17 protein-coding genes and 1 pseudogene are annotated in these 25,647 nt (G+C 73.5%); 11 read left to right on the top strand and 7 right to left on the bottom strand.

The genetic code is table 11. From position 1 onward, the window contains the following. The first annotated feature begins 2 nt into the window (after positions 1–2). Entirely contained in the window at positions 3–1,160 is a 1,158-nt protein-coding gene (locus ACFVU3_RS26350; protein WP_390069905.1) for an ROK family transcriptional regulator, read from the top strand. Between the two features lie 183 nt (positions 1,161–1,343). On the opposite strand, the gene ACFVU3_RS26355 is transcribed toward ACFVU3_RS26350, so the two are convergent. Then, positions 1,344–2,084 carry a GntR family transcriptional regulator gene (locus ACFVU3_RS26355; protein ID WP_390069906.1) on the bottom strand — a complete coding sequence of 247 codons (741 nt, stop codon included), beginning with the start codon at positions 2,082–2,084 and terminating at the stop codon, positions 1,344–1,346. Positions 2,085–2,568: 484 nt separating this feature from the next. Here ACFVU3_RS26355 and ACFVU3_RS26360 point away from each other — a divergent pair, with 484 nt between their 5' ends. Beyond that, complete coding sequence (locus ACFVU3_RS26360) at positions 2,569–3,405, top strand: alpha/beta fold hydrolase (RefSeq protein ID WP_390069908.1); 837 nt, start codon at positions 2,569–2,571, stop codon at positions 3,403–3,405. 51 nt (positions 3,406–3,456) lie between these two features. Here ACFVU3_RS26360 and ACFVU3_RS26365 read toward each other — a convergent pair. Beyond that, positions 3,457–4,350, bottom strand: a pseudogene (locus tag ACFVU3_RS26365) (DMT family transporter); the annotation flags it as partial. Here ACFVU3_RS26365 and ACFVU3_RS26370 point away from each other — a divergent pair. The 5 genes from ACFVU3_RS26370 to ACFVU3_RS26390 all read left to right on the top strand — a co-directional run bounded on the left by ACFVU3_RS26370 (position 4,341) and on the right by ACFVU3_RS26390 (position 13,325). Continuing rightward, on the top strand, positions 4,341–5,819 hold the full coding sequence (locus tag ACFVU3_RS26370; RefSeq protein ID WP_390069910.1) for a PLP-dependent aminotransferase family protein: 1,479 nt from the start codon (positions 4,341–4,343) through the stop codon (positions 5,817–5,819). The pseudogene ACFVU3_RS26365 and the gene ACFVU3_RS26370 sit on opposite strands and share 10 nt — an antisense overlap. A 150-nt stretch (positions 5,820–5,969) precedes the next feature. After that, on the top strand, positions 5,970–7,595 hold the full coding sequence (locus tag ACFVU3_RS26375) for an alkaline phosphatase D family protein (protein WP_390069912.1): 1,626 nt from the start codon (positions 5,970–5,972) through the stop codon (positions 7,593–7,595). Positions 7,596–7,680: 85 nt separating this feature from the next. After that, entirely contained in the window at positions 7,681–9,048 is a 1,368-nt protein-coding gene (locus tag ACFVU3_RS26380) for an SWIM zinc finger family protein (RefSeq protein WP_390069914.1), read from the top strand. Positions 9,049–9,097: 49 nt separating this feature from the next. After that, positions 9,098–11,812: a DUF6493 family protein gene (locus ACFVU3_RS26385; RefSeq protein ID WP_390069916.1), complete on the top strand. Its 2,715-nt coding sequence runs from the start codon at positions 9,098–9,100 to the stop codon at positions 11,810–11,812. An 88-nt stretch (positions 11,813–11,900) separates the two neighbouring features. Continuing rightward, a complete protein-coding gene (locus ACFVU3_RS26390; RefSeq protein WP_390069917.1) occupies positions 11,901–13,325 on the top strand; it encodes a GNAT family N-acetyltransferase in 1,425 nt (474 codons plus the stop codon). Here ACFVU3_RS26390 and ACFVU3_RS26395 read toward each other — a convergent pair. Beyond that, positions 13,252–14,463 carry a trans-sulfuration enzyme family protein gene (locus tag ACFVU3_RS26395; RefSeq protein WP_390069919.1) on the bottom strand — a complete coding sequence of 404 codons (1,212 nt, stop codon included), beginning with the start codon at positions 14,461–14,463 and terminating at the stop codon, positions 13,252–13,254. The two genes, ACFVU3_RS26390 and ACFVU3_RS26395, sit on opposite strands and share 74 nt — an antisense overlap. Before the next feature lie 59 nt (positions 14,464–14,522). On the opposite strand from ACFVU3_RS26395, the gene ACFVU3_RS26400 reads away from it, so the two are divergent. The 3 genes from ACFVU3_RS26400 (at position 14,523) to ACFVU3_RS26410 (ending at position 17,301) form a co-directional block, all read left to right on the top strand. Continuing rightward, the gene (locus ACFVU3_RS26400) at positions 14,523–15,020 is read left to right on the top strand and encodes an Lrp/AsnC family transcriptional regulator (protein ID WP_390069920.1); all 498 of its coding nucleotides are present in this window, start codon (positions 14,523–14,525) and stop codon (positions 15,018–15,020) included. A 49-nt stretch (positions 15,021–15,069) separates the two neighbouring features. Beyond that, entirely contained in the window at positions 15,070–16,770 is a 1,701-nt protein-coding gene (locus ACFVU3_RS26405) for a DUF885 domain-containing protein (RefSeq protein WP_390069922.1), read from the top strand. Positions 16,771–16,854: 84 nt separating this feature from the next. Beyond that, complete coding sequence (locus tag ACFVU3_RS26410) at positions 16,855–17,301, top strand: Lrp/AsnC family transcriptional regulator (RefSeq protein WP_390069997.1); 447 nt, start codon at positions 16,855–16,857, stop codon at positions 17,299–17,301. On the opposite strand, the gene ACFVU3_RS26415 is transcribed toward ACFVU3_RS26410, so the two are convergent. The 4 genes from ACFVU3_RS26415 to ACFVU3_RS26430 form a co-directional block, all read right to left on the bottom strand. After that, a complete protein-coding gene (locus tag ACFVU3_RS26415) occupies positions 17,291–20,335 on the bottom strand; it encodes an AAA family ATPase (RefSeq protein WP_390069924.1) in 3,045 nt (1,014 codons plus the stop codon). The two genes, ACFVU3_RS26410 and ACFVU3_RS26415, sit on opposite strands and share 11 nt — an antisense overlap. After that, on the bottom strand, positions 20,332–21,507 hold the full coding sequence (locus tag ACFVU3_RS26420) for an exonuclease SbcCD subunit D (RefSeq protein ID WP_390069926.1): 1,176 nt from the start codon (positions 21,505–21,507) through the stop codon (positions 20,332–20,334). Before ACFVU3_RS26420 ends, ACFVU3_RS26415 begins: the two co-directional genes overlap by 4 nt. Positions 21,508–21,810: 303 nt before the next feature. Next, on the bottom strand, positions 21,811–22,437 hold the full coding sequence (locus ACFVU3_RS26425; protein WP_390069928.1) for a YigZ family protein: 627 nt from the start codon (positions 22,435–22,437) through the stop codon (positions 21,811–21,813). 9 nt (positions 22,438–22,446) lie between these two features. After that, positions 22,447–23,883: a PucR family transcriptional regulator gene (locus tag ACFVU3_RS26430; protein WP_390069930.1), complete on the bottom strand. Its 1,437-nt coding sequence runs from the start codon at positions 23,881–23,883 to the stop codon at positions 22,447–22,449. Positions 23,884–24,069: 186 nt separating this feature from the next. Here ACFVU3_RS26430 and ACFVU3_RS26435 point away from each other — a divergent pair, with 186 nt between their 5' ends. After that, on the top strand, positions 24,070–25,560 hold the full coding sequence (locus ACFVU3_RS26435; protein WP_390069931.1) for a long-chain fatty acid--CoA ligase: 1,491 nt from the start codon (positions 24,070–24,072) through the stop codon (positions 25,558–25,560). Positions 25,561–25,647 lie beyond the last annotated feature (87 nt).

The raw sequence follows: 25,647 nt of genomic DNA on the forward strand, positions 1-25,647 counted from the left end.
CGGTGGGGCGGCTGACCGGCGGGGATCCGTCGCTGCTGCGGCGGATCAATTCCGCGGTGGTACTCCATGCTCTGCGCGGCTCCGACGCGCGTACGCTCACGGACCTGACCCGGATCACGGGCCTGTCCCGGCCGACCGTCGAGGGCGTCGTCGAGGGACTCATCGAAGGCGGTCTCGTCGTGGAGACCGCGCCCGAGGAGGGCGAGGCCCGGCGTCAGGGCCGCCCCGCCCGGAGGTTCCGCTTCCGCGCCGAGGCCGGTCATCTGCTGGGCATCGAGATCGGTCCGCACCGCGTCGCCGCCCTCCTCTCCGGCCTGGACGGCCGGATCATCGGCGCCGGCGCGCGCGAGGTCTCGGAGACGGCGCCGGAGGACGAGCGCCTGGACAAGGTGCGTACGGTCGTCGCCGACGTCCTGCGCCGGGCCGGCGTGCCCCGGTCGAACCTGCGGGCGGTCGGTGTCGGCACGCCCGGCATCGTGGAGGCCGACGGCACGGTGCGGCTCGGCACGGCGCTGCCCGGCTGGACGGGCCTCGCGCTCGGTGAGCGGCTGCGCCGCTCCTTCCGCTGCCCGGTGATCGTGGAGAACGACGCCAACGCGGCGGCCGTCGCCGAGCACTGGAAGGGTGCCGCGACCGACTCCGACGACATCGTCTTCGTGCTCGCCGGGCTGAGCCCCGGGGCGGGCTCGCTGATCGGCGGCCGGCTGCACCGCGGTTACGGCGGCGCGGCGGGCGAGATCGGCGCGCTGCACCTGCTGGGGCGCGGCGTCACGCCGGAGCACCTGCTGTCGACGACCGACGAACCGCTGCACCCGCTCGACGAGCAGGCGGTCGCGGAGGTCTTCGCGCTGGCGAGGAAGGGTGACGCCCGGGCCGAGGCGGCCGTGGAGCGGTTCACCCAGCGGCTGGTGCACGACGTCGGCGCCCTCGTCCTGGCGCTCGACCCCGAGCTGGTGGTGGTCGGCGGCTGGGCGGCCGGCCTGGACGGGGTGCTGCAGCCGCTCCGCGAGGAGCTGGCGCGGTTCTGCCTCCGCCCGCCGCGCGTGGTGCTCTCGCTGCTCGGCGAGGCGGCCGTCGGCACGGGCGCGCTGCGACTCGCCCTCGACCACGTCGAGGAGCAGCTGTTCGCGGTCGAGGGCAGCGTGACGGCGCGGCGCTAGGACGGGCTGGGGCCCAGAAGCGCCCAGCCGAGAGACGAACGACGAAGACCCGGCCTGGGAGGGCCGGGTCTTCGTCGTTCGATCACGAGGCGACGTCCGCCTTGGAGACGTTCTGAACATGCGAGACGTTCTCGACGGGCGAGAGGACCTCGACGTTCGAGGCGGCCGTCGCGGTGGCGCCGGTCAGGAGGCCATCGCCAGGTCGACGGAGTCGCCGAAGGTGAGGCGGCAGGTGTCGGCACGGTAGGTGGCGACGGAGACCGCCGCGGTACGACCGCCCGAGAGGTAGCGGGTCGTCACGACCAGCACCGGCGAACCCGGCAGGCGGTCCAGCTCCTTGGCGTCCTCCGCGCGCGCGGAACCCAGCTCCACCGAACGGTCCTGACCGTCGAGGGCCAGGTGCTGGAGCTCGCGCAGCACGGCGCGGGCGCGCGCGGGCCCGGCGGGAGCGTCGATCGCGGCGAGGCCGGCGACCGAGCCCGCGGGCACGTACAGCAGCTCCGCGGCGACTGCCTGCCCCTGGCTGAGGCGCACCCGGCGGACCAGGTGCACGTCCTCGCCGGCCGGAGTCTCCAGCAGGCGCGCCACGGCGGCGGGCGCCGTGCCGAGGAGGGAGTCCTGCGCCTCCCAGGCGTCGTCACCGACCCCGGGCCACGCCTGCTGCGTGGTCGAGACGTCGACGCCGACGCGCGGAGGCGCGACCGTCGTCCCGACGCCGCGCCGGCGCTGGAGGCGTCCTTCGAGCTCCAGCTGCTCCAGAGCCTGGCGGAGCGTGGCCCGGGCGACGCCGAAGCGGGCCGCGAGCTCGCGCTCGTTGGGCAGGATCTCGCCGACCGCGAAGTCGGAGTCGAGAGCTTCGCCGATCACCGTCTTGAGGTGCTGGTACTTCGGTTCCTGGACCGATTCCAGCTGCGTGGTCCCCACCCTGTCCTCCGCAATTCGCCGTGTCCCGCGGCGTTTCCGCGCCCTTGTTTATTAAAGGTTCCTGCACTAACTCTGCGACCATAAGGCGAGCCACCACCTTGGTCAAGACCAATCCTCTGTCGAACGTCCGGAAATGTGACCCTCTGACCTTGATCGTTCACAGGACGTTCGCACCCCCGTGAGACGCGCGCAGCCGAAAGCCCCGCCCACCGGTCAAGTGGGCGGGGCTTCGAGGTCCGCGGGGAAGGCGTCGGGAAGAGGGGGGAGACGTCGGCGGAAAGAGGCCGCGGAGGCGGGGCGGACGGAGCGGGGCCGCAGGGGCGGGGCGGCAGGCGTGGGGGCGGAGGTGCGGCGATCCGGAGGTGGGCGATCCAGCGGCGCGGCGATCCGGAGGCAACACTTTCCGCAGGACTCTTGAACTCGTGCCTACCGACCAGTAATTCTTGCTGACAGGACGTCTAAGAGGATGTACGAGGGAGCCTCCATGCCGGCACGGATCGCGTTCGAGTTCGAGACCCCGCAGGGTCCCCGCACCACGTCCCTGACGTACGAGCGCCGCGGCGCGGGCGCGCCGCTGCTCCTCCTCCACGGCATCGGCCACCACTGGCAGGCGTGGGAGCCGGTGCTCGACATCCTGGCCACCGAGCGCGACGTCATCGCCGTCGACCTTCCCGGCTTCGGCACGTCCGACGGACTGCCGCAGGACTGCGCCTACGACCTGACGACCGTCACCCCGGTGCTGACCGCCTTCTGCGCGGCCATCGGCGCCGAGCGACCGCACGTGGCCGGCAACTCGCTCGGCGGACTGCTCGCCCTCCAGCTCGGCCGCGAGAAGGCCGTCCGCTCGGTCACGGCCCTCTCCCCCGCCGGCTTCTGGACCGAGAGCGAGCGCCGGTACGCCTTCGGCACCCTGCGCGCGATGCGCGGCGCCGCCCTGTCGCTGCCCGTCCCCCTCATCGACCGCCTCTCCCGCACACCGGCCGGACGCACCGCGCTCACCAGCACCATCTACGCCCGGCCCGGTCGCCGCTCACCCGAGGCGGTCGTCGCCGAGACGCTCGCGCTGCGCGAGGCCACCGGCTTCCACCAGACCCTCGCCGCGGGCCGGACCGTCCTCTTCCGCGAGGACATCCCGTCCGTCCCGGTCACCGTCGCCTGGGGCACCCGTGACCGACTGCTGCTGCGCCGCCAGGGCGTCCGTGCCAAGCGGACCATCCCCGGGGCGCGCCTCGTGCGGCTGCCCGGCTGCGGTCACGTTCCGATGAACGACGATCCCGCGCTCGTCGCCCGCGTGATCCTCGACGGCAGCTCCACCGACTGAGCCGGGCGCCGCCTTCCGCCGGGTCAGCAGTCCGGTGCCGAGCGCGGCCCCGGCCCCGACGAGAAGGCCGCCCACGGCCTGCGGCAGACCGAGGGTGGACTCCCCGACCGCGGCCGCGCTCAGAGCGGCCGCCACGGGGATGGCGCCGGTATAGAGCGTGGCGCGCTCCATGCCGATGCGCTGGACCGCCATGTAGAAGAGGACGAACCCGACGACGGTCGCCAGCACCGCCTGCCACAGCAACGCCCCCGTCTCCACGGCGGTCGGCATCCGCACGAAGGCGGAACCGTCCACGGCGAGCCCGATCAGGGTCGCCTCCACCGCGCCGACGCCGCAGACGGCGACCGTGAGCAGGCGGGGGCCGAGCGGACGCAGAACGGGCACCGCGAGCACCGTGAACCCGACCTCGCCGACGAGCGCCGCCACCGACCAGCCGAGCCCCGTCAGATCGGTCCGCCCCCACCCCTGCACGGTGAAGGCGCCGGCCGCGACGAGCAGGGCCCCGTACAGCACGGGGGGCGCGGGGCGCCTCCCTTCGAGCAGCGGGACAAGGACGGCGACCACGATCGGGGCACAGCCGACGACGACACCGGGAACGGCGGGTTCGGCGGTGCGCTCGGCGGCGAGGACGGCCAGGTTGAAGCCGACCATGCCGACGGCGGCGAGGACGGCGATCCGCACCCATGGGCCGAGGCCGAGCAGGCGCAGCGGAGCGAGCCCGCCGCGGCCGAGCAGCGGCAGCAGGAGCAGACAGGCGGCACCGTAGCGGAGGGCCTGACCGCCCGCGTACGGGTAGTCGCCGAGCAGGCCGTTGGCGGTGAAGGAGGCGCCGACGAGGGCGTAGGCGAGGGTCACGAGCAGGACACCACGCAGGGCGTTCGCGTTCATGGTCCTGACGCTAGGGAGCGGGGCGGACCGGGTTAAGGTCCACTTCCATGACGCCATCGGGGACCACTTCGGACGCGGGGGCGGATCCGTCGGCCCGGGACAGCGGCGCACAACCGGCCTGGGAGCTGCTGCTTCCCGCAGCGGGCGCACCCGCGCGCCGACGGGGCCGCGCCCTGCAGGAAGCCTTGCGTGAGGCGGTGCGGACCGGGCGGCTCGCGGCCGGCACGCGTCTGCCGTCGAGCCGCGCGCTCGCCGCGGACCTGGGGGTCTCCCGTGGCCTCGTCACGGAGGCGTACGAGCAGCTGACGGCGGAGGGCTATCTCCGCAGCGACCGCGGCTCGGGCACATGGGTGAGCGGCACGGTCCGTACGGCACGGGCGTCGGCCTCCCCCGGTCCGAACGCTCCCGTCGCATCACCTCCCACCGCCTCCGGCGTGACCGTCGACTTCCGGCCCGGCACCCCCGATCTGTCCCTCTTCCCGCGCACGGCCTGGGCGACGGCGCAGCGCACGGTGCTCGCCGAGCTTCCGCACCACGCTCTCGGGTATCCGGATCCGCGCGGACTCCCCGCGCTGCGTTCGGCGCTGGCGGCCTTGCTGACCCGGCGCAGGGGCGTGGTGGCCGATCCCGATCGGCTGGTGGTGTGCTCGGGCGTGGCGCAGGCGGCGACGCTGCTCGGGTTCGTGCTCCGGGAGCGGGGGCACGGCGCGGTGGGCGTGGAGGACCCGGGCAGCCCTGAGCACGCCCGGCTCTTCGCGGCGACCGGCCTGAAGACCGTGTGGTTGCCGCTCGACGAGGAGGGGCTGCGTCCCGCGCCCCTCCTCGCTGCGGGGTTGCGCGCCGTGGTGGTGACGCCGTCGCATCAGTTCCCGTCCGGGATCGCGTGGTCGGCGCAGCGACGCGGAATGCTCCTCGACTGGGCGCGGACGGTGGACGGTTACGTCCTGGAGGACGACTACGACGGCGACTTCCGCTACGACCGCGCGCCGGTGGGAGCGCTCCAGGGGCTGGATCCCGAGCGTGTCGTGTACACCGGCTCGGTGAGCAAGTCGCTCGCGCCGGGATTGCGGCTCGGCTGGATGGTCCTGCCGGAGGCGCTCGTCGACCAGGTCGTCGAGCGGAAGCGGACGATGGACCTCGGGCATCCGGCGCTCGACCAGGCGGCGTTGGCGCACATGGTGAGGGGCGGCGGCTACGACCGGCAGCTGCGCCACTGCCAGCGCGTGTACAGGGAACGGCGGGACGCCCTGCTCGCCGCGCTGGAGAAGCACTTCCCCGGAGCTTCGGCGACCGGGATCGCAGCCGGGCTGCACGTGATCGCGTGCCTCCCGGCCCGGTACGGGCCGGCGGCACGCTTCCTGGCTGCGGCGGCGAGCGCGGGCGTGGCGCTGCGCACACTGGAGGAGTACGGGACAGCGCGGCCCGCTGACGGTGCCGTACGGCTCGTCATCGGATACGCCCACCTCGCTCCGACGGTGATCGAGGCCGGCGTGCGGCGGACAGCGGAGGCTCTGGGCAGCCGCTGAGCCGCGTGGCGTGATCTGTTCACGCGGGGTTCGCGCGGCCGCCGCTCCCAGCGATTAGGCAAGGACCCGGCGCGAACTCTCGTGCCGAAAACCGACCTTGCCCTCGTCGCCACGGCGACGTGCCGACGTCGACCCGCTCTCGGAGGCCACGTGTCCACGAACCCGTCCGATTCCCACCCCACCGCTCCGTCCACGGCCCCTTCCTCCTCCGCGCCCGCACGCCGCAGCGTGTTGCGGGGCTCGCTCGCGGCCTCGGCCGGAATCGCCCTGGGCGGCGCCGGTCTCGCGGCACCGGCCTTCGCCCTGTCCGGACGCCCCGAAGCACGGTGGGGCGTACAGACCGGTGACGTCACGTCCCGCTCGGGGCTGGTGTGGGCACGATCGGACAGGCCCGCCCGGATGATCGTCGAGACGTCGGCGACGGAGTCGTTCCGACAGGTCCTCCGTCATCACGGGCCGCTGCTGGGCACCGGCAGCGACTTCACGGGGACGACGTTCCTGCGGGGGCTGCCGGCCGGCGAGCAGATCCACTACCGGGTCGTCCTCGCCGACGCCGACGATCCGCGCCGCACGAGCGAGCCCGTCCTGGGAACGTTCCGCACGGCTCCGGAGCGGCGTCGCGACGGCGTGCGCTTCCTCTGGTCCGGAGACATCGCCGGACAGGGATGGGGCATCAACCCTGACATCGGCGGATTCCACGCCTTCGAGGCCATGCGCCGCCTCGACCCCGACTTCTTCCTGTGCAGCGGTGACACCGTCTACGCCGACGGGCCGCTTCAGCCGACGGTGGCACTTCCCGACGGACGGATCTGGCGCAATCTGATGACGCCGGAGAAGGCGAAGGTCGCCGAGACGCTCGACGAGTACCGGGGCAACTTCCGGTACAACCTCCTCGACGAGAACGTCCGGGCGTTCAACGCACAGGTGCCGTCGGTGGTGCAGTGGGACGACCACGAAGTGCGCAACAACTGGTATCCGGGGCAGATCCTCGACGACGCACGCTACGCGGAGAAGAACGTGGACGTCCTCGCGGCCCGCGCGTCACGCGCCTTCGCCGAGTACTTCCCGGTCTCGACACTGCGGGCCGGTGCCGGTGCCGGTACAGAGGGCCGCATGCACCGGGTGGTGCGGTACGGGCCGCTGCTCGATGTCTTCGTGCTCGACATGCGCTCGTACCGCAATGCCAACTCGCCCGGACGGCAGGCGGACGACACCACCGGCATCCTCGGTGCCGAGCAGCTCGCCTGGCTGAAGCGGGAGCTGGCGCGCTCTCGGGCGGTGTGGAAGGTGCTGGCGGCCGACATGCCGATCGGGCTGGTCGTTCCGGACGGCGCCACCGCCTTCGAGGCCATCGCCCAGGGCGACCCCGGTGCACCGCTCGGACGGGAGTTGCAGATCGCCGAGCTGCTGCGGTTCATCAAGCACCGCCGGATCACCGGCACGGTGTGGCTGACGGCGGACGTCCACTACACCTCGGCCCAGCACTACGCACCGGAGCGGGCGGCCTTCCAGGACTTCGCCCCCTTCTGGGAGTTCGTCTCAGGACCTCTGGCCGCGGGCGGGTTCCCGGCCAACAAGCTGGACGCGACGTTCGGCCCGGAGCGCGTGTTCGTGCGGGCGCCCGAGCGGGCGAACGTGTCGCCGATGGAGAGTCCGCAGTACTTCGGCGAGGTGGACATCGATGGAGGGAGCGGTGACCTGACGGTTCGCCTGCGAGGGGACGACGACACCGTGCTGTTCACGAAGGTGCTGCGGCCGGGGCTGGTCGGACAGTAACCCCTTCTCCACCCCGGCGGAGTTATCCACAGGTCAGGCTGTGGACACGAGCGGGATGTCAGTGGTCGGCCCTACGGTCGTTTCCATGACGCGATCCGTACAGGCGCTCGCCTACGCACGCCCATCTTCCCTCGAGTCCACGGCCTCCGGCCGGCTCCTCGGTCTGGAGACGGCCGGCGGTCTGACCCCTCGCGGGGCCGAGGCCCACCCCCACTTCTTCTCCGGCTTCCTGGCCACCCCTCAGATCGCCGCGCGCGGTCTGCTGGCGGTGGCGGACGTGGCTGCGGCCCGCTACTACCAGCGGATGAGACCGGGTTCACTGGATCCCGTCGTGACGGGTAACGGGGACCGGCTGCGGTTCGAGTCCTTCTCCGGATGCGGCGGGGTGTACGCGCGGCTGGACGTGCTCGACGAGGGGCTGGACGGCACGGAGACGGGCCACGGAACCACGAATGTCGATGTGAACGACCCTCTGCGCGAAGCACTTTCGCGGATGACCGGAGACGATCCGATGCATCTGCGGGTCGGCCCCGACGAGATGGCGGTCACGACGCTCGGCGGCTCGGTGGTGGAGAAGAAGGTCCCGCTGCCGGATCGCTGGCTGCGAGGCTTCGCGGAGGCGCAGGTCGCCTCGGCGCGGTTCGACCTGCGGGCAGAACTGACCGGCGCGGAGGCCGTACGGTTCCTGCGCGGGCTGCCCCGTTCGCAGAGCCGCGGTCGGGCACCGCTGTGGGTGGTCCAGGCGGGCCGGACGCTGCGTCCGACGACGCGCCCGGGAGCGGGGGCCGTGTGCCTGCCGGGGCCGGACCGGTTGGTGGCGCTCGAACGGGTGCTGCGCTTCGCCACCGGGCTTCGCGTGTACGGGCCGACGCCCGACGGAATGGCCGCGCCCAGCGCGTGGGAGGTGACCTTGCCGGGCATGCGGCTGACACTCACCCTTTCTCCCGATCCGGCGCGCGGATTCTCCGGGGAAGGCGGAGTTCTGGAAGCCCTCGCCACGGACGACGCGGCGTCGGACGCGGAGCTGGTCGCGGTCCTCCTCGCCTGGGAACCGCGGATCGATCCGGCCGACCTAGCGGAGCAATCCGGTCTCACCAGGGATCGTGTCCGCGCCGCCCTCACCAGGCTGGGGACGGCCGGACGAGTGGGCTATGACGTGGCGGACGCCTCGTACTTCCACCGGGAGCTCCCCTATGACGCGGACCGGGCCGAGCGGCACAATCCCCGGCTCGTCTCCGCGCGACGGCTGGTCGCGGAGGACTCGGTGAGTCTGGACGGGGAGCTGGCGACAGTGGCCTCGGGTGAGCGGCGCTACCGCGTGCGTGAGACGGACGGGGTGCTGAGCTGCACGTGCGCGTGGTGGACGGAGTACAAGGGCCGCCGAGGACCCTGCAAGCACGCTCTGGCGGTACGGATGGCCCGCCAGAGCGCGACAGTGGCGCGGGCGGCATGAGGGGCGACAGTCCGCGGGCCGAGTGCGGCAAGGGAGGAACGAACAACCGATGGGGGCGGAAATGACGACTGGGGTACTCAGCGGGACGAGCGACGGCGAGGGCGTCGACGCGCTGATGAAAGCGGTGCGCGCCGGCCGCGCGGCCGAGGTTCCAGCACTTCTCGAACGTATGGACTCCGCAGCCCGTGGAGAGGCACTCCCGCAGCTCAAGGCGCTGCGGTCCGAGGCGCGTTCCTGGGACTGGAGCCGATGGGAGGAGACCGCCCGAGTACGGCGGGCGTTGTACGTCGCGGGGGCCGGCTGCCACACGGGAGCCGCGGCCGCCGCCGGCTGGCTGGGCGGGCGGGATCTGCTCAGCTGGCGCACCGAGGACGGCGCCCTGGCCCTGCGGGTGCTCCTGGACCGCACGCCCGCCTGGCGTGCCGACGTGGCCCACCGGCTCGCGGCCAAGCCGTCGGTCGCCGAGGACAACTACGGCCTGATTCGCGGATTGGTGGAAGGCTCGGGGGCCACGGTGCCGGCGACGGACGGCTACGTACTGGGCTGGGCTCGGCAGATCACGGACGGCAAGCTTCTGGAGAGGCTGAGGGCGGATCCGCAGACGCCGGTGCTGGTCACACACGCCCTCTCGATGCAGGAGACCCCTGACCAGCTGACCTGGTCAGGGCCGAGCGGCTCCCCGGCGCACTGGCCGACAGCGTTGGCGACGCTCGCTGAGGAAGGAGTGCTCGACCGCGCGGAGATCGTCGACCTGTGCGTGTCGCGCCTGCTGCGGGGTGGACGGCAGCGCGACCTGCGGTTCCCCCTGACGATGCTGCAGCTGGTACCGCCGAACGCGGAGGAGCGGCGGGATCGGATCGCCGACTGGATCGGCATGACCGCCGACGCGAACTCCCCGGTCGCCGGATACGCGCAGAAGACGCTGTCCGGACTGGCGCTCGAGGGGACGCTGCCGGGTGGGGCGTTCGCGGAGATGACGGCGGGCGTACTGTTCCGCACGGAGAAGAAGCTGCTGCGGGCCCAGTTGTCGCTGGTGAACAAGGTGCTCACCAAGAATCCGACACTCGCCGGCGAAGTGCTGCCGGTGGTCGCCGAAGCCTTCGGTCATGACGATACGGAGGTGCAGGAGCGGGCGCTGCAGGTCGTGGCCCGCCATCTGAAGGCCGTCGACGAGGAGACGCGCCATGGGCTGGCCGAGGCCGCGTCCCTCGTCGGTCCCGCACACCGCTCCGCCGCCGAGGCGGTTTTCGGCAGGCATCTCGGAGACTCCGATCGACTGCCGTACGAGGAGATCCTGCCTCCGGTACCGGAGCCTCAGTTCCTGCCCGGGCCCCAAGGCTCCTTGGAGGAGCTGATGGAGGACCTGCTGGTGCAACAGCGGCGTCGGTCGACCGACGCCATGGGGTTCGAGCGCGCGCTCGACGGTCTGGTCAGGCATGCGCACATGGACCGGGAAGGGGTCGTGGAGCGGATCCGCGAGGCGTTCTCCGACGCGTACTGGCAGGACCCGAGCGCTGCCGCCCGTCACGCCGACCACGACTACTTCCGGCACGGTCCGCGCGGCATGGACGCCGTCCTCGCCGCACTCGCGGGCAAGGTGAAGCGGGAGCGGATCGATGCGGGACGGAACCAGCCCGTGCCGATGACCTCCTGTGTGCACGGGGCGATGGAGGTGACCCAGGAGACCCGGCTCTGGGAGGTCGCTCACCTGATCGGCGGAGGAACACTCCCTCTCCTCCTGTCGACTCCGACACGGCACACCGGAGGCATCGACCCTCTGGCCCTGGTGCGACGACTCCGGGAGTACGCGGACGCGGGCATCGCGCCGGCACCGGTGGACCTGGGTCACGCCCTGCTGCGGGTGCGACGGCAGGACGAGTCCGCCGCGAAGGCTGCCGAGGAGGCGGAGGCGCTGGGCACCGAAGCCGGGGCGCGGCTGGCCACGTGGCTGCGGACGGAGAGCCCCGTGGAGGCGACCGTGCGCTTCCATCCCCGGACGGAGAAGGGCTCGGGCCGTTGGTGGCTGGTGGACCGGATCCTGGTCGAGATGGCCAAGCGCCAGGATTTCCGGAAGGAGTTTCCGAAGTCCTTCCACTGGCTCGGCGGGGGCCTGATGCCGAACGCCCGTCGCTGCTACCACTGGGAGCAGGTACCCGAGCGCTGGGCCACGCTGCTTCCCGCCGACCGGGAGCTGCTCGCGGCATGTCTCCTCTCCTCCATGGCGAGCGCGGTCGACGGTGATTCGGCACGGGACGTGACCGGTCCGCTGACTCTCCTCGCCGAGGGGGAAGGCCATGTGGGCAGGGCGGTTGCGCTGGTGCTGGCCTTCGGGCTCGGCTGCCGCGACGCGGACGACCGGCTGCGAGCCGTGGACGCGCTGCTCGTGCTGGCCTCACGGGGCGACCTCGACGCCGGCCAGGTGGGCAGGGACCTGGCCTGGCTCCTCGCCGAGCGTTCGATGAAACCGAACCGACTGGCGGACGCGGCCCGGACCGCGGCTGCCACCGGCGCGTACGAGACCGTGTGGACGATCCTGTCCGAAGCACTCCCGCCACTGCTGGAGGCCGAGCAGCCCATGCGCGGTCTGGGTGAGCTGCTGGCCATCGCCGCGGACTGTGTGGAACGGTGTGGGGCGACCGGGAAGCTGGCGGGGCTCGAACGGCACGCCTCGGCCCGGGGCACGTCACAGCTGGTCACGCAGTCCAAGCGGCTGCTGAACGCACTCCGCCAGCAGACCGATCAGGGCATGACAGAAACGTCCTGAATCAGTCGCAAATCCTCCAGATCGCCACTTAACCCGCCAGTCACAAAGCGTTCGTGATCACGCAACACCTCTCGGTCACAGTGAAGCCATGACCGATGTGACGTCCTCCAAGAGCACCCGCCGCCCGCACCACTGGCGGCACGACCTGATCGAGCTCGCAGCCCTCTTCACCGCCGTGGTGGTGGCCGACACGATCGCCAAGACCATCGTCAAGGGTCCCGAAGGCCCCTACCTCCTGGTGTTCTCGGCCATCGCGCTGGTCGCCACCGCCGGCTTCCACACGTGGTGGGCACGAAGGCATAGCCATGCTCCACCCGTCACGACCGCGGGCACACCCACAGCCTCGCTCGCCTCCGACGAGCGAGCGGGGCTGCACACGGATGCGGAGCCGGCCCATGCCCCGGAGGCAGTCGAGACGGTGCTGTGGCGGATGAGGGCCACGGTCGACGACGCGCCGGGAAGCCTGGCCGCGCTGTGCACCGTACTCGCCCGCCTCGGCGTCGACATCCTCACGCTGCAGACCCATCCGCTGACCGAAGGAACGGTCGACGAGTTCCTGCTCCGCGCCCCGGCCGATCTCTCCTCCGGAGATCTCACCCGTGAGATCGGATCCGCCGGCGGACGCGACACCTGGACCGAACGAGCCGACGCCCATGACCTGGTGGACACGCCCACCCGAGTCCTCGGCCTTGCCACACGGACCGCTCTCGACGCCGCCGAGCTGCCTCTCGCGCTCCGCCAGCTCCTCGGTCGCTGCACGCTCCACTCCGTGCCGGCCGTCTCGCTGACCGGACGCCCGACCGGCGAGCAGGCGCCCGTCGAAGGCGTGCTCGAGGAGACCGTCATGAAGCTGCGCGACCCCAGCGGGGGCACGCTGCTGATCGAGCGGCCCTATCTTCCCTTCACCCCGACCGAGTTCGCCCGCGCCCGCGCGCTCGTCGAGCTCGACGCGCGACTCGGCCCGCGCGTCCCCCACAGCCAGGACGTGCTCACCCTGCCCGAGGGGAACGAGATCACCGTCCGGCGCGCCGACCAGCGCGACCTGACCGCCGCCCGTGCCATGCACGACCGGTGCTCGGCACGCACGTTGAGCCTGCGCTACCACGGTCCGGTCGGCGACGCGGACCGCTACCTCGACCACCTGCTCAGCCCGCGTTTCGGACGCACCCTCGCGGTGCAGACCGCGTCCGGGCGCCTCGTCGCCCTCGGGCACCTGCTGTGGGACGGCGACGAGACCGAGGTCGCGCTGATGGTCGAGGACGACTGGCAGCGGCGCGGGATCGGCTCCGAACTCCTCGGCCGACTGGTGGCGATGGCCGAGGAGGCCGGATGCGAGAGCGTCTACGCCGTGACCCAGGCGTCCAACACCGGCATGGTCGCCGCCATGCGGGCGCTGAACCTGCCCCTCGACTACCAGATCGAGGAGGGAACCCTGGTGATCACCGCTCGGCTGGAGTCGGCACCGCGACGGAGCGAGCGGTCGCAGCCGCAGGCTCGGCAGAGCGAGCGCTGAGCGCCTCGGTCAGGTCGCGCCAGAGATCCTCGACGTCCTCCAGGCCCACCGACATCCGCAGCAGGCGGTCGCTGACACCCGCGGCCCGGCGGTCGCCCTCATGCACGATGCGGTGGCTGATGGAGGCCGGGTGCTGGATCAGGGTGTCGACGCTGCCGAGGCTGACCGCCGGGGTGATCAGCCTGACTCCGGCGATCACCTCGTGCGGGTCGCCGTACACCTCGAAGGCGATCATGGCCCCGCCGATCGCCGGGTAGTGGACGCGGGCGATCCGCGGGTCGGCGACCAGGCGCCGTACCAGCTCCGCGGCCGTCGCCGAAGCCGCCCGGACGCGTACCGGAAGGGTGGAGAGCCCTCGGAGCAGCAGGTAGCCGGCGAGCGGGTGGAGGACTCCGCCCGTGGCGAAGCGGACGCGACGGAGTTCGCGGGCGAACTCCTCGTCGCATGCGACCACGCCGCCCATGACGTCGCCGTGCCCGCCCAGGTACTTGGTGGCACTGTGCAGGACTATGCGGGCGCCGAGGTCGGCCGGGCGCTGGAGGACCGGGGTCGCGAAGGTGTTGTCGACGATGAGCGGGACCGAGCCGCAGGAGTGGGCCACGGCGCGGATGTCGACCTCGGCCAGCGTCGGGTTGGCCGGGGACTCGACCATCACGAGCCCCGTGTCCGGGCGGATCGCGTCGGCGACGCCCGCCGGGTCGGTCCAGGTCACCTCGGTGCCGAGCAGCCCGGCGTCCAGGAGGTGGTCGCTGCAGCCGTACAGCGGGCGGACCGCGACGACGTGGCGCAGGCCCTGGCTCGCCCGGGCCAGCAGGACCGCGGTCAGAGCGGCCATGCCGCTCGCGAAGGCCACGGCGGCCTCGGTGCCCTCCAGCCGCGCCAGCGCCTCCTCGAAGCGGGCCACGGTCGGGTTGTCGAGACGGGCGTAGACGGGCGGACCCTCGAGGCGGGCGCCGGTGGCGGCGAACTCGTCGATGCGGGCGGCCTCCGCCCGGGCGTCGTACGAGGGGTAGGTGGTCGACAGGTCGAGCGGCGGGGCGTGCACCCCGAGCGCGGCGAGGTCTTCCCGGCCGGCGTGCACGGCTTCGGTGGCGAGCGCCCTCGGGGTGGCCGAAGGGGCGTGATCCATGGCGTCCATGGCGGCACTGTGAACGGATACCCGGAAGTAGGGGCGAACATCCGTGCTACGTTCGACCGATGGCCGAATCTGTCGTACTGGACACGGTCGATCTGCACATTCTCCGCCTTCTGCAGAACGACGCCCGGACCACCTACCGCGAGCTCGCCGCCGAAGTCGGCGTCGCCCCGTCCACCTGCCTGGACCGGGTGGCACGGCTCCGGCGCACAGGTGTCGTCCTCGGACACCAGCTGCGATTGGATCCGGCCAAACTCGGCCGCGGTCTGGAAGCGCTGCTGCTCGTGCAGGTACGGCCCCACCGACGGGAACTGATCGGTCCGTTCGTCGACCGGATCCGGGCCCTGCCCGAGTCCCGGGCGCTGTTCCACCTCACCGGCCCCGACGACTACCTGGTGCACGTGGCGGTCGCCGACCCCTCCGACCTGCAGCGACTCGTTCTCGACGAGTTCACCTCGCAGCGCGAGGTGGCACGGGTCGAGACGCGGCTGATCTTCCAGCAGTGGGACTGCGGTCCCCTGATGCCGCCGGGCGTGGGAGCGTCCTTGTCAGCCGTGTGACGCCGGTCGAGGGTGACGGGAGGCCGACGGAGGCATCAGGATGAGACACATGCCAGAGAGTTCCCGCAGCAATCTGCCCCGTCAGGTCGCCGACGCCTTCGTCGACGACCTCATCGTCCTCGACCCGATCACCGGCACCCACCTGGGTGTCCGGGAGAGCGCCGGCCGGCTTCCCGACTTCTCCCCCGAAGGCCAGGAGGCCGTGGCCGAGCTCGCCCGCCGGACCCTCGCTCTGCTCGACGAGGCCGAGCGGAGCCCCGGCGCGGACAGCGACGCCGAGCGGCGCTGCGCCCGCCTGCTCCGGGAGCGGCTCACCGCCGAACTGGCCGTGCACGAAGCCGACGAGGGCCTGTGCGCGGTCAGCAACATGCGGTCGCCGGTGCACAGCGTCCGGATCGTCTTCACGGTGATGCCGACCGACACCGAGGACGACTGGGCGAGGGTCGCCCAGCGGCTGCGGGCCGTCCCGGCCGCGCTGGAGGGGTACCGGGCCTCGCTCGCGCTCGGGCTGGAGCGCAAGCTGTTCGGCGGACCGCGCGCCACCACCACCTTCGTCGGCCAGCTCACCGACTGGGCGGGCGGCGACGGCGAGCCGGGCTGGTTCGAGCAGTACGCCGCGGCTCGCCCCGACGCGCTCCCGGAGGAGCTGCGTACCGAAATCGCCGCGGCCGCCGCCGAGGCCAACGGCGCCGTCGCCTCGCTGCGGGACTGGATGCGCGACGTGTACGCCCCCGCCGTCGCCGACGCCCCCGACACCGTGGGCCGCGAGCGCTACCGCCGCTGGAGCCGTTACTTCAACGGCACCGACCTGGACCTCGACCAGGCGTACGCCTACGGCTGGTCCGAGTACCACCGGCTGCACGGCGAGATGGTCGTCGAGGCGGACCGCATCCTGCCCGGCTCCGACCCGTGGGAGGCGCTCGCCCACCTCGACGAGCACGGCACCCACATCGAGGGTGTCGACGAGGTCCGCGAGTGGCTGCAGCGGCTCATGGACGAGGCGATCGACGCGCTCGACGGCACCCACTTCGAACTCGCCGAGCGGGTGCGGAAGGTGGAGTCGCGCATCGCGCCGGCGGGCGGCGCCGCCGCCCCGTACTACACCGGCCCCTCCGAGGACTTCTCGCGTCCGGGCCGCACCTGGCTGCCGGTGGACGGGCAGACCCGGTTCCCGGTGTACGACCTGGTGTCGACCTGGTACCACGAGGGCGTGCCCGGGCACCACCTCCAGATCGCGCAGTGGGTGCACGTCGCCGACAGCCTCTCCCGCTACCAGGCCACCATCGGCATGGTCAGCGCCAACGCCGAGGGCTGGGCGCTGTACGCGGAGCGGCTGATGGACGAGCTCGGCTTCCTGCCGGACGCGGAGCGGCGGCTCGGCTACCTGGACGCGCAGATGATGCGGGCCTGCCGGGTGATCGTGGACATCGGCATGCACCTGGGGCTGGAGATCCCGGCGGACTCGCCGTTCCACCCGGGCGAGCGGTGGACGCCGGAGCTGGCGCAGGAGTTCTTCCAGCGGCACAGCAGCCGGCCGCCGGCGTTCGTGGAGAGCGAGCTGACGCGCTACCTGTCGATGCCGGGGCAGGCCATCGGCTACAAGCTGGGCGAGCGGGCGTGGCTGCTCGGCCGCGAGCGGGCCCGGGAGGCGCACGGCGACGCCTTCGACGCGAAGGCGTGGCACATGGCCGCGCTGAGCCAGGGGCCGCTGGGCCTGGACGATCTCGTGGACGAGATCTCCCGGCTCTGACTCCACCCCCGCGGCAGGTTTCCCCGGCGGACGGCTTGATCCGCCGGGGAAAGCCCTGTTGGCTCGGGTCCCATGAACGGTTCCCTGAACGACTACGCCCCCGACGCCACCGACTGGCGGATCCTCGACGCCCTCCAGGCCCAGGGGCGGGCCAGCTACGCGGAGCTCGCCCGCGCCGTCTCCATGTCGCCTTCGGCCGTGACCGAGCGGGTGCGGCGCCTGGAGGAGGCCGGGGTGATCACCGGGTACACCGCCGTGGTCGACCACGAGCGGCTCGGGCTGCCGATCCTCGCCTTCGTACGGCTCCGCTACCCGACCGGCAACTACAAGCCGTTCCACGACCTGGTCGCCGTCACCCCCGAGGTGCTGGAGGCGCACCACGTCACGGGCGACGACTGCTTCGTGATCAAGGTCGCCGCCCGTTCCATGCGACACCTGGAGGAGATCTCCGGAAAGATCGGCACGCTCGGGTCGGTGACGACGAACGTCGTCTACTCCTCGCCGCTCCCCCGCCGCCCGGTCAGCCGCTGAGGTCGTCGCCGCCGGCGCGGAGGCGTACGGCCGAGCCGTGGCGGGACTTGGTGACCTCCAGCTGGGCCGGAATGCGGCGGCGCAGGTCGGCGACGTGGCTGACGATGCCCACGCTCCGGTCCCGTTCGCGCAGCGAGTCGAGGACGTCGAGGACCTCGTCGAGGGTCTGGTCGTCGAGGCTGCCGAAGCCCTCGTCGATGAAGAGGGTGTCGAGGCGCACGCCGCCGGCCTCGTCGGTGACGACGTCGGCGAGGCCGAGGGCGAGCGCGAGCGACGCGAAGAACGTCTCGCCGCCGGAGAGGGTGGCGGTGTCGCGCTCGTTCCCGGTCCAGGCGTCGACGACGTGCAGCCCGAGGCCGCTGCGCCGGGTGCCCGCTCGGGCGTCGGAGTGGACGAGGGTGTAGCGGCCGGAGGACATCCGCTGGAGGCGCGCGGAGGCGGCGGCGGCGACCTGTTCGAGCCGGGCGGCGAGGACGTACGCCTCCAGGCGCATGCGGCGCTCGTTCTCGGCGGAGGTGCCGGCGGTGAGGCCGGCGAGCCGCGCGACCCGGTCGTGCTCGGTACGCAGCGGACCCAGGTTCCGCACCTCGGCCTCGGCCCGGCGGGCGAGGCCGGCGAGGCCGGTGACGCGTTCGCGGGCCGCGGTGAGTCCGGCCGCGGCGGCGCGCAGTGCGCGTTCGGCGGCCGCGTGCGCGGCCTCGGCCGCGGCGGGCTCGGCGGGCGGGAGGGCGGCGGCCTCCTCGATGCCGGGTTCGGCGAGACGGTCGGCGACGGCGGCGGCCTCGGCCTGCCAGACGTCGACCCGGTGCTGGCACGAGCGGCGTCCGTGCTCGTCGAGGAGGGCGGCGGCCGCTTCGGCGGGGGTGGCGAAGCCGGCGCGGTAGGCGGCGTCGGCAAGTTGGGCATCCGCCTTCTTGAGGCGGTCGGCGGCGACCTCTTCGGCGCGTACGGCTCCGGCGGCGTCGACCAGGAGGGCGATGCGGCGCTCCAGCCGGTCGGCGTGTTCGGCCACGGTGGCGAACGCGCCGCGGCCCCGGTCCAGTTCCTCGGCGAGTTCGGCCCGCCGGCGTTCGAGGCCCTCGCGCTGCGAGGTGCGCGCGGCGGCGCGGCGCTCGGCCGCACGTTGGGCAGTTGCCCTGTCCTCGTGCTCGCGCTCCGCGCGTGCCAGTGCTTCGCGCGCGGCGTGGGTCTGGGCGGCGAGGGCGTGGGCCTCGGCGTGGCGGGCGGTCAGTTCGTCCGCCTCGGCCGCGAGTTCCGCGACGGTGGGCTGGGCGTCTGCCCTGCCGGCCGCGGCCAGGGCCTGCACCTCGTCGCGGGCCGCGGCGAGGGCTTCGCGGGTGCCGGCGAGGTCGCGTTCGGCGGTGCGGCTGGTCTCGTCGGCCTGTGTGTAGCGGGCGTACGCGGTCTCCTCGGCGGCCCGGTCGACGTGGTCGGCGGTGGTGGGCGTCGGGGCGGGGTGGCTGGTGGAGCCGCAGACCTGGCAGGGGTCGCCGTCGGTGAGGGTGGCGGCGAGTTCGGCGGCGATGCCGCGCAGCCGGCGGGACTTGAGGTCGAGCCAGGTCTCGTGCGCGGTGTTGCGGTGTTCGCGCGCGGCGGCGTACCGCTCCTCGGCCTGTGTCAGCGTACGGGCGAGGCTGTCGCGGCGGCGGGCGGCGGCGAGCCGGAGGCGGAGGGGGTCGAGCCGGCCGGCGAGCTGTTCGGCGCGGGCGGCGGCGTCCTGCGCGGTGTCGACGCGCTGCTGGAGGGCGGCGCGGCGGGGTTCCCAGTCGGCGAGCCAGTCGGCGGCTTCCTGGAGGGCCTCCTCGTCGGCGCGGGCCTCTCGTTCGAGGAGGGTCCGCTCCTCGGCGAGCGCAGCCGCCCGGCTCTCGGCGCGGCGGGCGGCGGCGAGGCCGCCGAGGTCCTCGCGGAGCCGGTTCTCCAGCAGGGAGAGCTGTTCGGCCGGGGCCTCGGCGAGGTCGGGGGGGAGCAGGGAGCGGGCCGATCCGCGGACGGCGAGCGCCCCGGAGTGTTCGCGTTCCGCCTCGTGGCGGAGGGCGAGGGCGGGGGCGACGCGGTCGGCCTTGAGGGCGAGGTCGAGGGCGTGCTGGTCGCGGTCCCGGTCGGGGATGCGGGCGGTGAGCGCCTCGCGGCGGCGCCGTGCCTCGGTGTGCCGGGCCTGGCGGGCGGCGAGGTCCCGGGCGTGTCCGGCGGCGGTGCGGGCGTGGGCCTCGGCGTGCTCGGCGGCGGTGAGGCGTACGCCGGCGATGTCGGCGGCCTCGCGGGCCTCGGTGCGGGCGACGGCGCCCCAGCCGAGGACAGTGTCGGCGAGGCCGGGCTCGCCGGGCCTGCCGTCGACGGGGGTGCGGGCGGCGGGGAGTCCGCCGGCGGCCTGGGCCATGCGGTGGGCGAGGGCGAGCAGCCGGGCGTCGCCCTCCTCGACGCGGTGGGCGGCGGCGCGGCGCAGCTCGGCCAGGCGGTCCTCGACGGCGGCGAAGCGGCGGGTGTCGAAGAGCCGGCCGAGGAGCTTGCCGCGGGCCTCGGCGTCGGCGCGCAGGAAGCGGGCGAAGTCGCCCTGGGGCAGCAGGACGACCTGGCAGAACTGGTCGCGGCTCATGCCGAGGAGCTGGGTGATCTCCTCGCCGATCTCCTGGTGGGACTTGCTGAGACCGTTCCACGCGCGCGTGGCGGGGTCGTACTCGCGCAGGGTGCTCTGCGCCTTCTCGGTGGTGAAACCTCCGCCGCGCTTCTTGGGGCGGAGCTGGGCGGGGCTGCGCCTGATCTCCAGGCGGCGGCCGCCGACGGTGAGGTCGAGCAGCACCTCGGTGAGCGTGCCGGGGGCCGCGTGGTCGCTGCGGAGGGTGGTGCCGGGGGCCTGGCGGGCGCCGGGCACGCTGCCGTACAGGGCGAAGCAGACGGCGTCGAGGACGGACGTCTTGCCCGCTCCGGTGGGGCCGTGGAGGAGGAAGAGTCCGGCGGTGGACAGGGCGTCGAAGTCGACGGTCTGGGTGGTCCCGAAGGGACCGAAGGCGGTGATCTCCAGCCGGTGCAGCCTCATCGGCCCCCCTCGCGCTCGGTGGTGGCGGCGTCGACGCGGACGTCGTCGAAGGCGCCGTACAGCACGGTCCGTTCCGCGGCGTCGAGTCCGCCGCCGGCGCGGACGTGGGTGACGAAGTCCTCGGCGATCTCCTGGTCGCTGCGGCCGCGGAGCCGCTGGGCGTAGGAGGCGAGGGAGTCGGTGTCGGCGCGGTCGGGCTCGAAGACGAGGGTGAGGGTGTGCGGGAAGCGTTCGGCGAGCCGGGCCATCGGGTCGAGGGGGCGTACGGCGTCGGTGAGGGTGGCCTCGATCCAGGACTCCTCGTGCCGGTCGTGCGCGGGGTCGGCGAGGAGGTCGTCGAGCCGGCCCCGGAGACGGGCGAGGGGGCGGGGCACGGGGCAGTCGACGCGTTCCTCGGCGGTGACGGCGCCGTCGGCGCCGAGGTCGATGAGCCACATCGTCTTGCGGTGGTCGACCTCGGAGAAGGAGTAGGCGAGCGGGGAGCCGGAGTACCGCACGCGCGGGGTGAGGGTCTGGGAGCCGTGGAGGTGGCCGAGGGCGACGTAGTCGACGCCGTCGAAGACGGTGGTCGGGACGGCGGCGACGCCGCCGACGGTGATGTCGCGCTCGCTGTCGCTGGGCGCGCCGCCGGCGACGAAGGCGTGCGCGAGGACGACGGAACGGGTGCCGGAAGGACGGCCGGCGAGGTCCTCGCGGACCCGGTCCATGGCGGCGGCGAGCACCGGCTCGTGGCCGGACCGCTCGGCGCCGAGCTGCTCGCGCACGAGCGCGGGCTCCAGGTACGGCAGGCCGTAGAGGGCGACCTCGCCGTGGGCGTCGGTGAGGACGACGGGGGTGCCGATGCCGGCCGGGTCGGTACGGAGGTGGATGCCGGCGCGGTCGAGGAGTCCGGCACCGACGCCGAGGCGGCGGGCGGAGTCGTGGTTGCCGGAGATCATGACGGTGGGCACGCCCGCCTCGGCGAGGCGGTGCAGCGCGCGGTCGAAGAGCTCGACGGCGGGCAGTGGCGGGACGGCGCGGTCGTAGACGTCGCCGGCGACGAGGACGGCGTCCACCTCGCGGTCGCGGACGGTGGCGACGAGGTGGTCGAGGAAGGCGGCCTGGGCGTCGAGGAGGCCGACGCGGTGGAAGGACCGGCCGAGGTGCCAGTCCGAGGTGTGCAGGAACCTCACGTCGTCGTCCCACCCCGCATGCGCGTGCCGCTCCTCGCCCCTGGTGTCCGGATCCGGCGCCGTGTGCGCCGCGTGTGCGGGTGCACCGCGGGTGCGTACGCACGGCGTGCGCGGGCGCACCGCTGCGGCAGGTGCGCAGCGTCCGCGTGGCACGGTGTGTGCGCGTGCACTGGTTCCGGGTCTGTTCGTGTGTGTCCACCACGCTAACCCGGCGGCGGTGGTGGGCGGGGCCACACCGGGGAGACGCGGGTGGGAGGCGGGTGGGACACGAGCGGCCGGAGCGGGGCGGGCGGGCTCGGGCGGTCAGGCGTCGCCGTACGCTTCGCCGCCGAGTTCCATGGTGGCCGCGCCCGCCGTCACGTCGGCGAGCCATGCCTGGAAGGCGGGCACGTCGGCGTCGGGGAGGCCGATCTCGAGGGTGACGGCTTCGGCGTAACGCACGTCACGCACGGCGCGGCCGGTGGAGCGCAGGTCGTTCTCCAGTTTTCCGGCGCGCTGGTGGTCGACGGTGACGGTCGCGAGCCGGTAGCGCTGCCGGGTGATGGTGCCGAGCGCGTCGAGCGCTTCGCCGACGACGCCGCCGTACGCGCGGATCAGGCCGCCCGCGCCGAGCTTCACGCCCCCGTAGTAGCGGGTGACGACGGCGGCGACGTACCGCATCTCGCGGCGCAGCAGCATCTGGAGCATGGGGACGCCGGCCGTGCCGCCGGGCTCGCCGTCGTCGCTCGCCTTCTGGACGGACGCGTCGGCGCCGAGGACGTACGCGAAGCAGTTGTGGGTGGCCGTCGGGTGCTCCCGGCGGATCCGCGCCACGAACTCCTGCGCCTCGCGCTCGTCGGCGACCGGTGCGAGTGCACAGAGGAAGCGCGAACGGTTGATCTCGGTCTCGTGGACGCCCTCGCGGGCCAGCGTGCGGTACTGCTCCTGCATTCCGCCAGCCTACGTGCCGTACGCGTCGTGTTCGGCGCCGCCCGGGCCGGACGGCTCCACCGCGGTGGGGGTGGCCCCCGGGGCGTCGGGGAGGCCGACGTAGGCGAGCGCGCGCAGGGCAAGTGCCCAACCGAGGCGTGCCTCGCCGGATTCGCTGGACCTGCCGGTGAGCTCGGCGACGCGTCCGATGCGGTTGAGCACGGTGTTGCGGTGGCAATAGAGGAGTTCCGCGGCGCGGGAGGCGGAGCAGCCGTGGTCGAGCCAGACGCGGAGGGTGGTCAGGAGCGCGGTGCGCTCACCGCCGGTGACGAGGACGGGCCCGAGGTTGACGGTGACGATCCGCTCGGCGATGTCGGGGCGTCCGCTGAGCAGGACCTCGGCGAGCCGTGCGTCGAAGACCGCGGCCTCGCCGCTGCCGGCGGGGAGGGTACGGAGGGTCTGCTCGGCGAGCCGGAGGGCGCGGCCCGCGTGGTCGAGGCGTTCGAACTCGGGCGAGACGCCGGCGGTCGCTCCGGTGCGTTCGCGGAGCGCGTCGAGGAGGCGGCGCAGCGCCGGGTCGAGGAGGGCTCCGGGCGGGGCCGGCGCCCGGCCCGCGGGCGTGTCGCGGCGCGGGAGGCGGACGATGCCGGCGTACCGCCCGGAACGCGGGCGCCAGAACGACCACAGGCCCTGGGCCTCCAGGACGGGCGCCGGGTGCGGCGGCGCGGCCGGGTCCTGGGTGGCGACCACGACGACGTACCGGTCCTGGGCGGGCACGCCGAGGGCGACGGCCGCGGCGGACGCGACGGCGGGATCGTCGGCGCGGCCGTCGAGGAGGGCCTCGAAGAGCGCGGCGCGGCGGGTGTCCTGCCGGTTCTGGAGTTCCAGCTGGCCGAGGCGGTACGCGTCGGCCATGGCGACCGAGTAGCGGTCGATGGTCTCCCAGACGGCGCCGGCGACGTCGAGCTCCAGGTCGCGGCTGTCCGCCGCGCGGCCGGCCCGGGTGCGGAGGTGCTCGGCCATGACCTGCCACAGGATCCGTCCGCCGCGCCGGTACGCCTGGAGGACGGTGTCGAGCGGCACGCCCTGTTCGGCGCGGCGGCGCCCGGTCTCGCGGGCCGCGCCCTCGAAGTCGCCGCCGGTCGGGGCGAGCCCTCCGAAGTCCTCCAGGGCGCGCAGCAGGTTGTCGCGGCAGATCGCCCACAGGTCCGCGCGGGTGACGGGGTCGTCCGAGGCGTACGCGCCGGAGTGGGCGCGGATGTCGTCGACGGCCCGGTCGGTGAGCCGGTCGACGTCGGCGAGGAGCGCGGAGGCGAGGGAGCGGCGCAGCGCGCTGGAGGCACCGGCCGACGATCCGAGCGGGGTGTGGGTGCGGGGCGCGCCCGACGTGTCGGGGGACGGGCGCGACGGGGGGCCGGGCCGACGGTCGGAGGCGGGGTCGGGGGCGCCGGGCGGGCTGGGCGTCATGGCTGGCACCGTAGCGCCGCGCTTTGGCGAATGCCACGCTCCGGGAGCGGCCGGGGGGCCGATGCCCAGCTCGGAGAGGCACATGGTGGGCGTCTGCACATGGCCTCGCGGTGCTTCCACGATCGATTCTGTGCCGTGTCACAGAATGTTGACACCGCCGTCAACTCCACGTCTCTGGAGCGTGTCATGTCACTGAGCGTCGCCGGCGTGCTGGGTGAGTCCGCCCGCCACTTCCCCGACCGGATCGCCGTCGTCGAGGGCGCGAGCCGGTTCACCTACCGCGAGCTGTGGGACGCGGCGCTGCGCTGCGCCGCCGGGCTGCGCGAGGCGGGGGTGAAGCCGGGCGACCGGGTGGCGGTGCTGCTGCCGAACACGACGGAGTTCCTGCGCGTCTACTACGGCGCGCTCGCCGTCGGCGCGACCGTCGTGCCGGTGCACGCGCTGCTCGTCGCCGACGAGGTGCGTTTTGTGCTGGAGCACAGTGGCGCGGTCGCGATCGTGAGCGGTGGCCCGCTGTGGCCGGTCGCCGACGAGGCGGCGCGGGCGGCCGGCGTGCGGGCGTTCCAGGGCGCGCCGTCGGCGTCGGAGCCGCTGGCCGCGGTGGAGCCGGCCGACCCGTCCGACACCGCGGTGATCCTGTACACGAGCGGCACCACCGGGCGTCCCAAGGGCGCTCGGCTGACGCATCTCAACATCATCATGAACGCCTCCGTGACCGCTCAGGACCTTCTCGGGATCGGCGCGGACGACGTCGTCCTCGGCTGTCTGCCGCTGTTCCACAGCTACGGCCAGACGTGCGCGATGAACGGGACGCTGCGTCAGGGGGCCACGCTTGTGCTGATGCCCAGGTTCAGCGGGCCGGCGGCGTTGGACGTGCTCGCCGACGAGGGCGTGACGGTGTTCATGGGCGTGCCGACGATGTACCACGCGCTGGTGGAGGCCGCCGCGGTGTCGGACCGGCGTCCGGAGGCGCTGCGCGCTGCGGTCTCCGGTGGCGCGGCGCTGCCGGTCGCCGTGCTGGAGCGTTTCGAGGAGACCTTCCGGACGCAGATCCTGGAGGGGTACGGCCTGACGGAGACCTCGCCGGTGGCGACGTTCAACCAGCCGCACCTCGGACGGCGGCCCGGCACGGTGGGTCATCCGGTGTGGGGCGTCGAGATCGGGGTGGCCGACGCGGCGCTCGACGGTGCGATCCGGTTGCTGCCGGACGGCGAGATCGGCGAGGTGGTGGTGCGGGGGCACAACGTCTTCGCCGGTTACCTCGACGACCCGGAGGCGACGGCGGCGGCCGTCGTGGACGGCTGGTTCCGCACGGGCGACCTGGGCACGCGTGACGAGGAGGGATTCCTGCGGATCGTGGACCGGAAGAAGGACCTGGTGATCCGCGGCGGCTTCAACATCTACCCGCGCGAGGTCGAGGAGGTCCTGGTCCGCCACCCTTCGGTGTCCGAGGTGGCCGTGATCGGCGTCCCCGACGAGGCGAAGGGCGAGGAGGTGTGCGCGGTGGTGGTGCGTCGAGGGGGCTCCTCCCCCGTCACGGAGGAGGAGCTGGTCGACTGGGCGCGCGAACGCCTCGGCCGCCACAAGTACCCGCGCGTCGTGCGCTTCGTCGACGCGCTGCCCCTGGGCCCGACCGGCAAGATCCTCAAGCGCGCGCTGGTGACGCCGGCCCCCTGACGCGGGCCGGCGGGCGAGCCGCCGTGCGGGGCGGTCGGCGTCGTACGGGGGCGTAGGCGTCACGGTGATGCCTGGGCAACCGCACAT

The sequence above is a fragment of the Streptomyces sp. NPDC058052 genome, assembly GCF_042885515.1.
Classification (GTDB): Bacteria; Actinomycetota; Actinomycetes; order Streptomycetales; family Streptomycetaceae; genus Streptomyces.

Coding starts and splice junctions, on each gene's coding strand:
- ACFVU3_RS26360 (WP_390069908.1), top strand. CDS start 2,569: ATGCCGGCACGGATCGCGTTCGAGTTCGAGACCCCGCAGGGTCCCCGC.
- ACFVU3_RS26370 (WP_390069910.1), top strand. CDS start 4,341: ATGACGCCATCGGGGACCACTTCGGACGCGGGGGCGGATCCGTCGGCC.
- ACFVU3_RS26380 (WP_390069914.1), top strand. CDS start 7,681: ATGACGCGATCCGTACAGGCGCTCGCCTACGCACGCCCATCTTCCCTC.
- ACFVU3_RS26385 (WP_390069916.1), top strand. CDS start 9,098: ATGGGGGCGGAAATGACGACTGGGGTACTCAGCGGGACGAGCGACGGC.
- ACFVU3_RS26390 (WP_390069917.1), top strand. CDS start 11,901: ATGACCGATGTGACGTCCTCCAAGAGCACCCGCCGCCCGCACCACTGG.
- ACFVU3_RS26395 (WP_390069919.1), bottom strand. CDS start 14,463: ATGGACGCCATGGATCACGCCCCTTCGGCCACCCCGAGGGCGCTCGCC.
- ACFVU3_RS26400 (WP_390069920.1), top strand. CDS start 14,523: ATGGCCGAATCTGTCGTACTGGACACGGTCGATCTGCACATTCTCCGC.
- ACFVU3_RS26405 (WP_390069922.1), top strand. CDS start 15,070: ATGCCAGAGAGTTCCCGCAGCAATCTGCCCCGTCAGGTCGCCGACGCC.
- ACFVU3_RS26415 (WP_390069924.1), bottom strand. CDS start 20,335: ATGAGGCTGCACCGGCTGGAGATCACCGCCTTCGGTCCCTTCGGGACC.
- ACFVU3_RS26425 (WP_390069928.1), bottom strand. CDS start 22,437: ATGCAGGAGCAGTACCGCACGCTGGCCCGCGAGGGCGTCCACGAGACC.
- ACFVU3_RS26430 (WP_390069930.1), bottom strand. CDS start 23,883: ATGACGCCCAGCCCGCCCGGCGCCCCCGACCCCGCCTCCGACCGTCGG.
- ACFVU3_RS26435 (WP_390069931.1), top strand. CDS start 24,070: ATGTCACTGAGCGTCGCCGGCGTGCTGGGTGAGTCCGCCCGCCACTTC.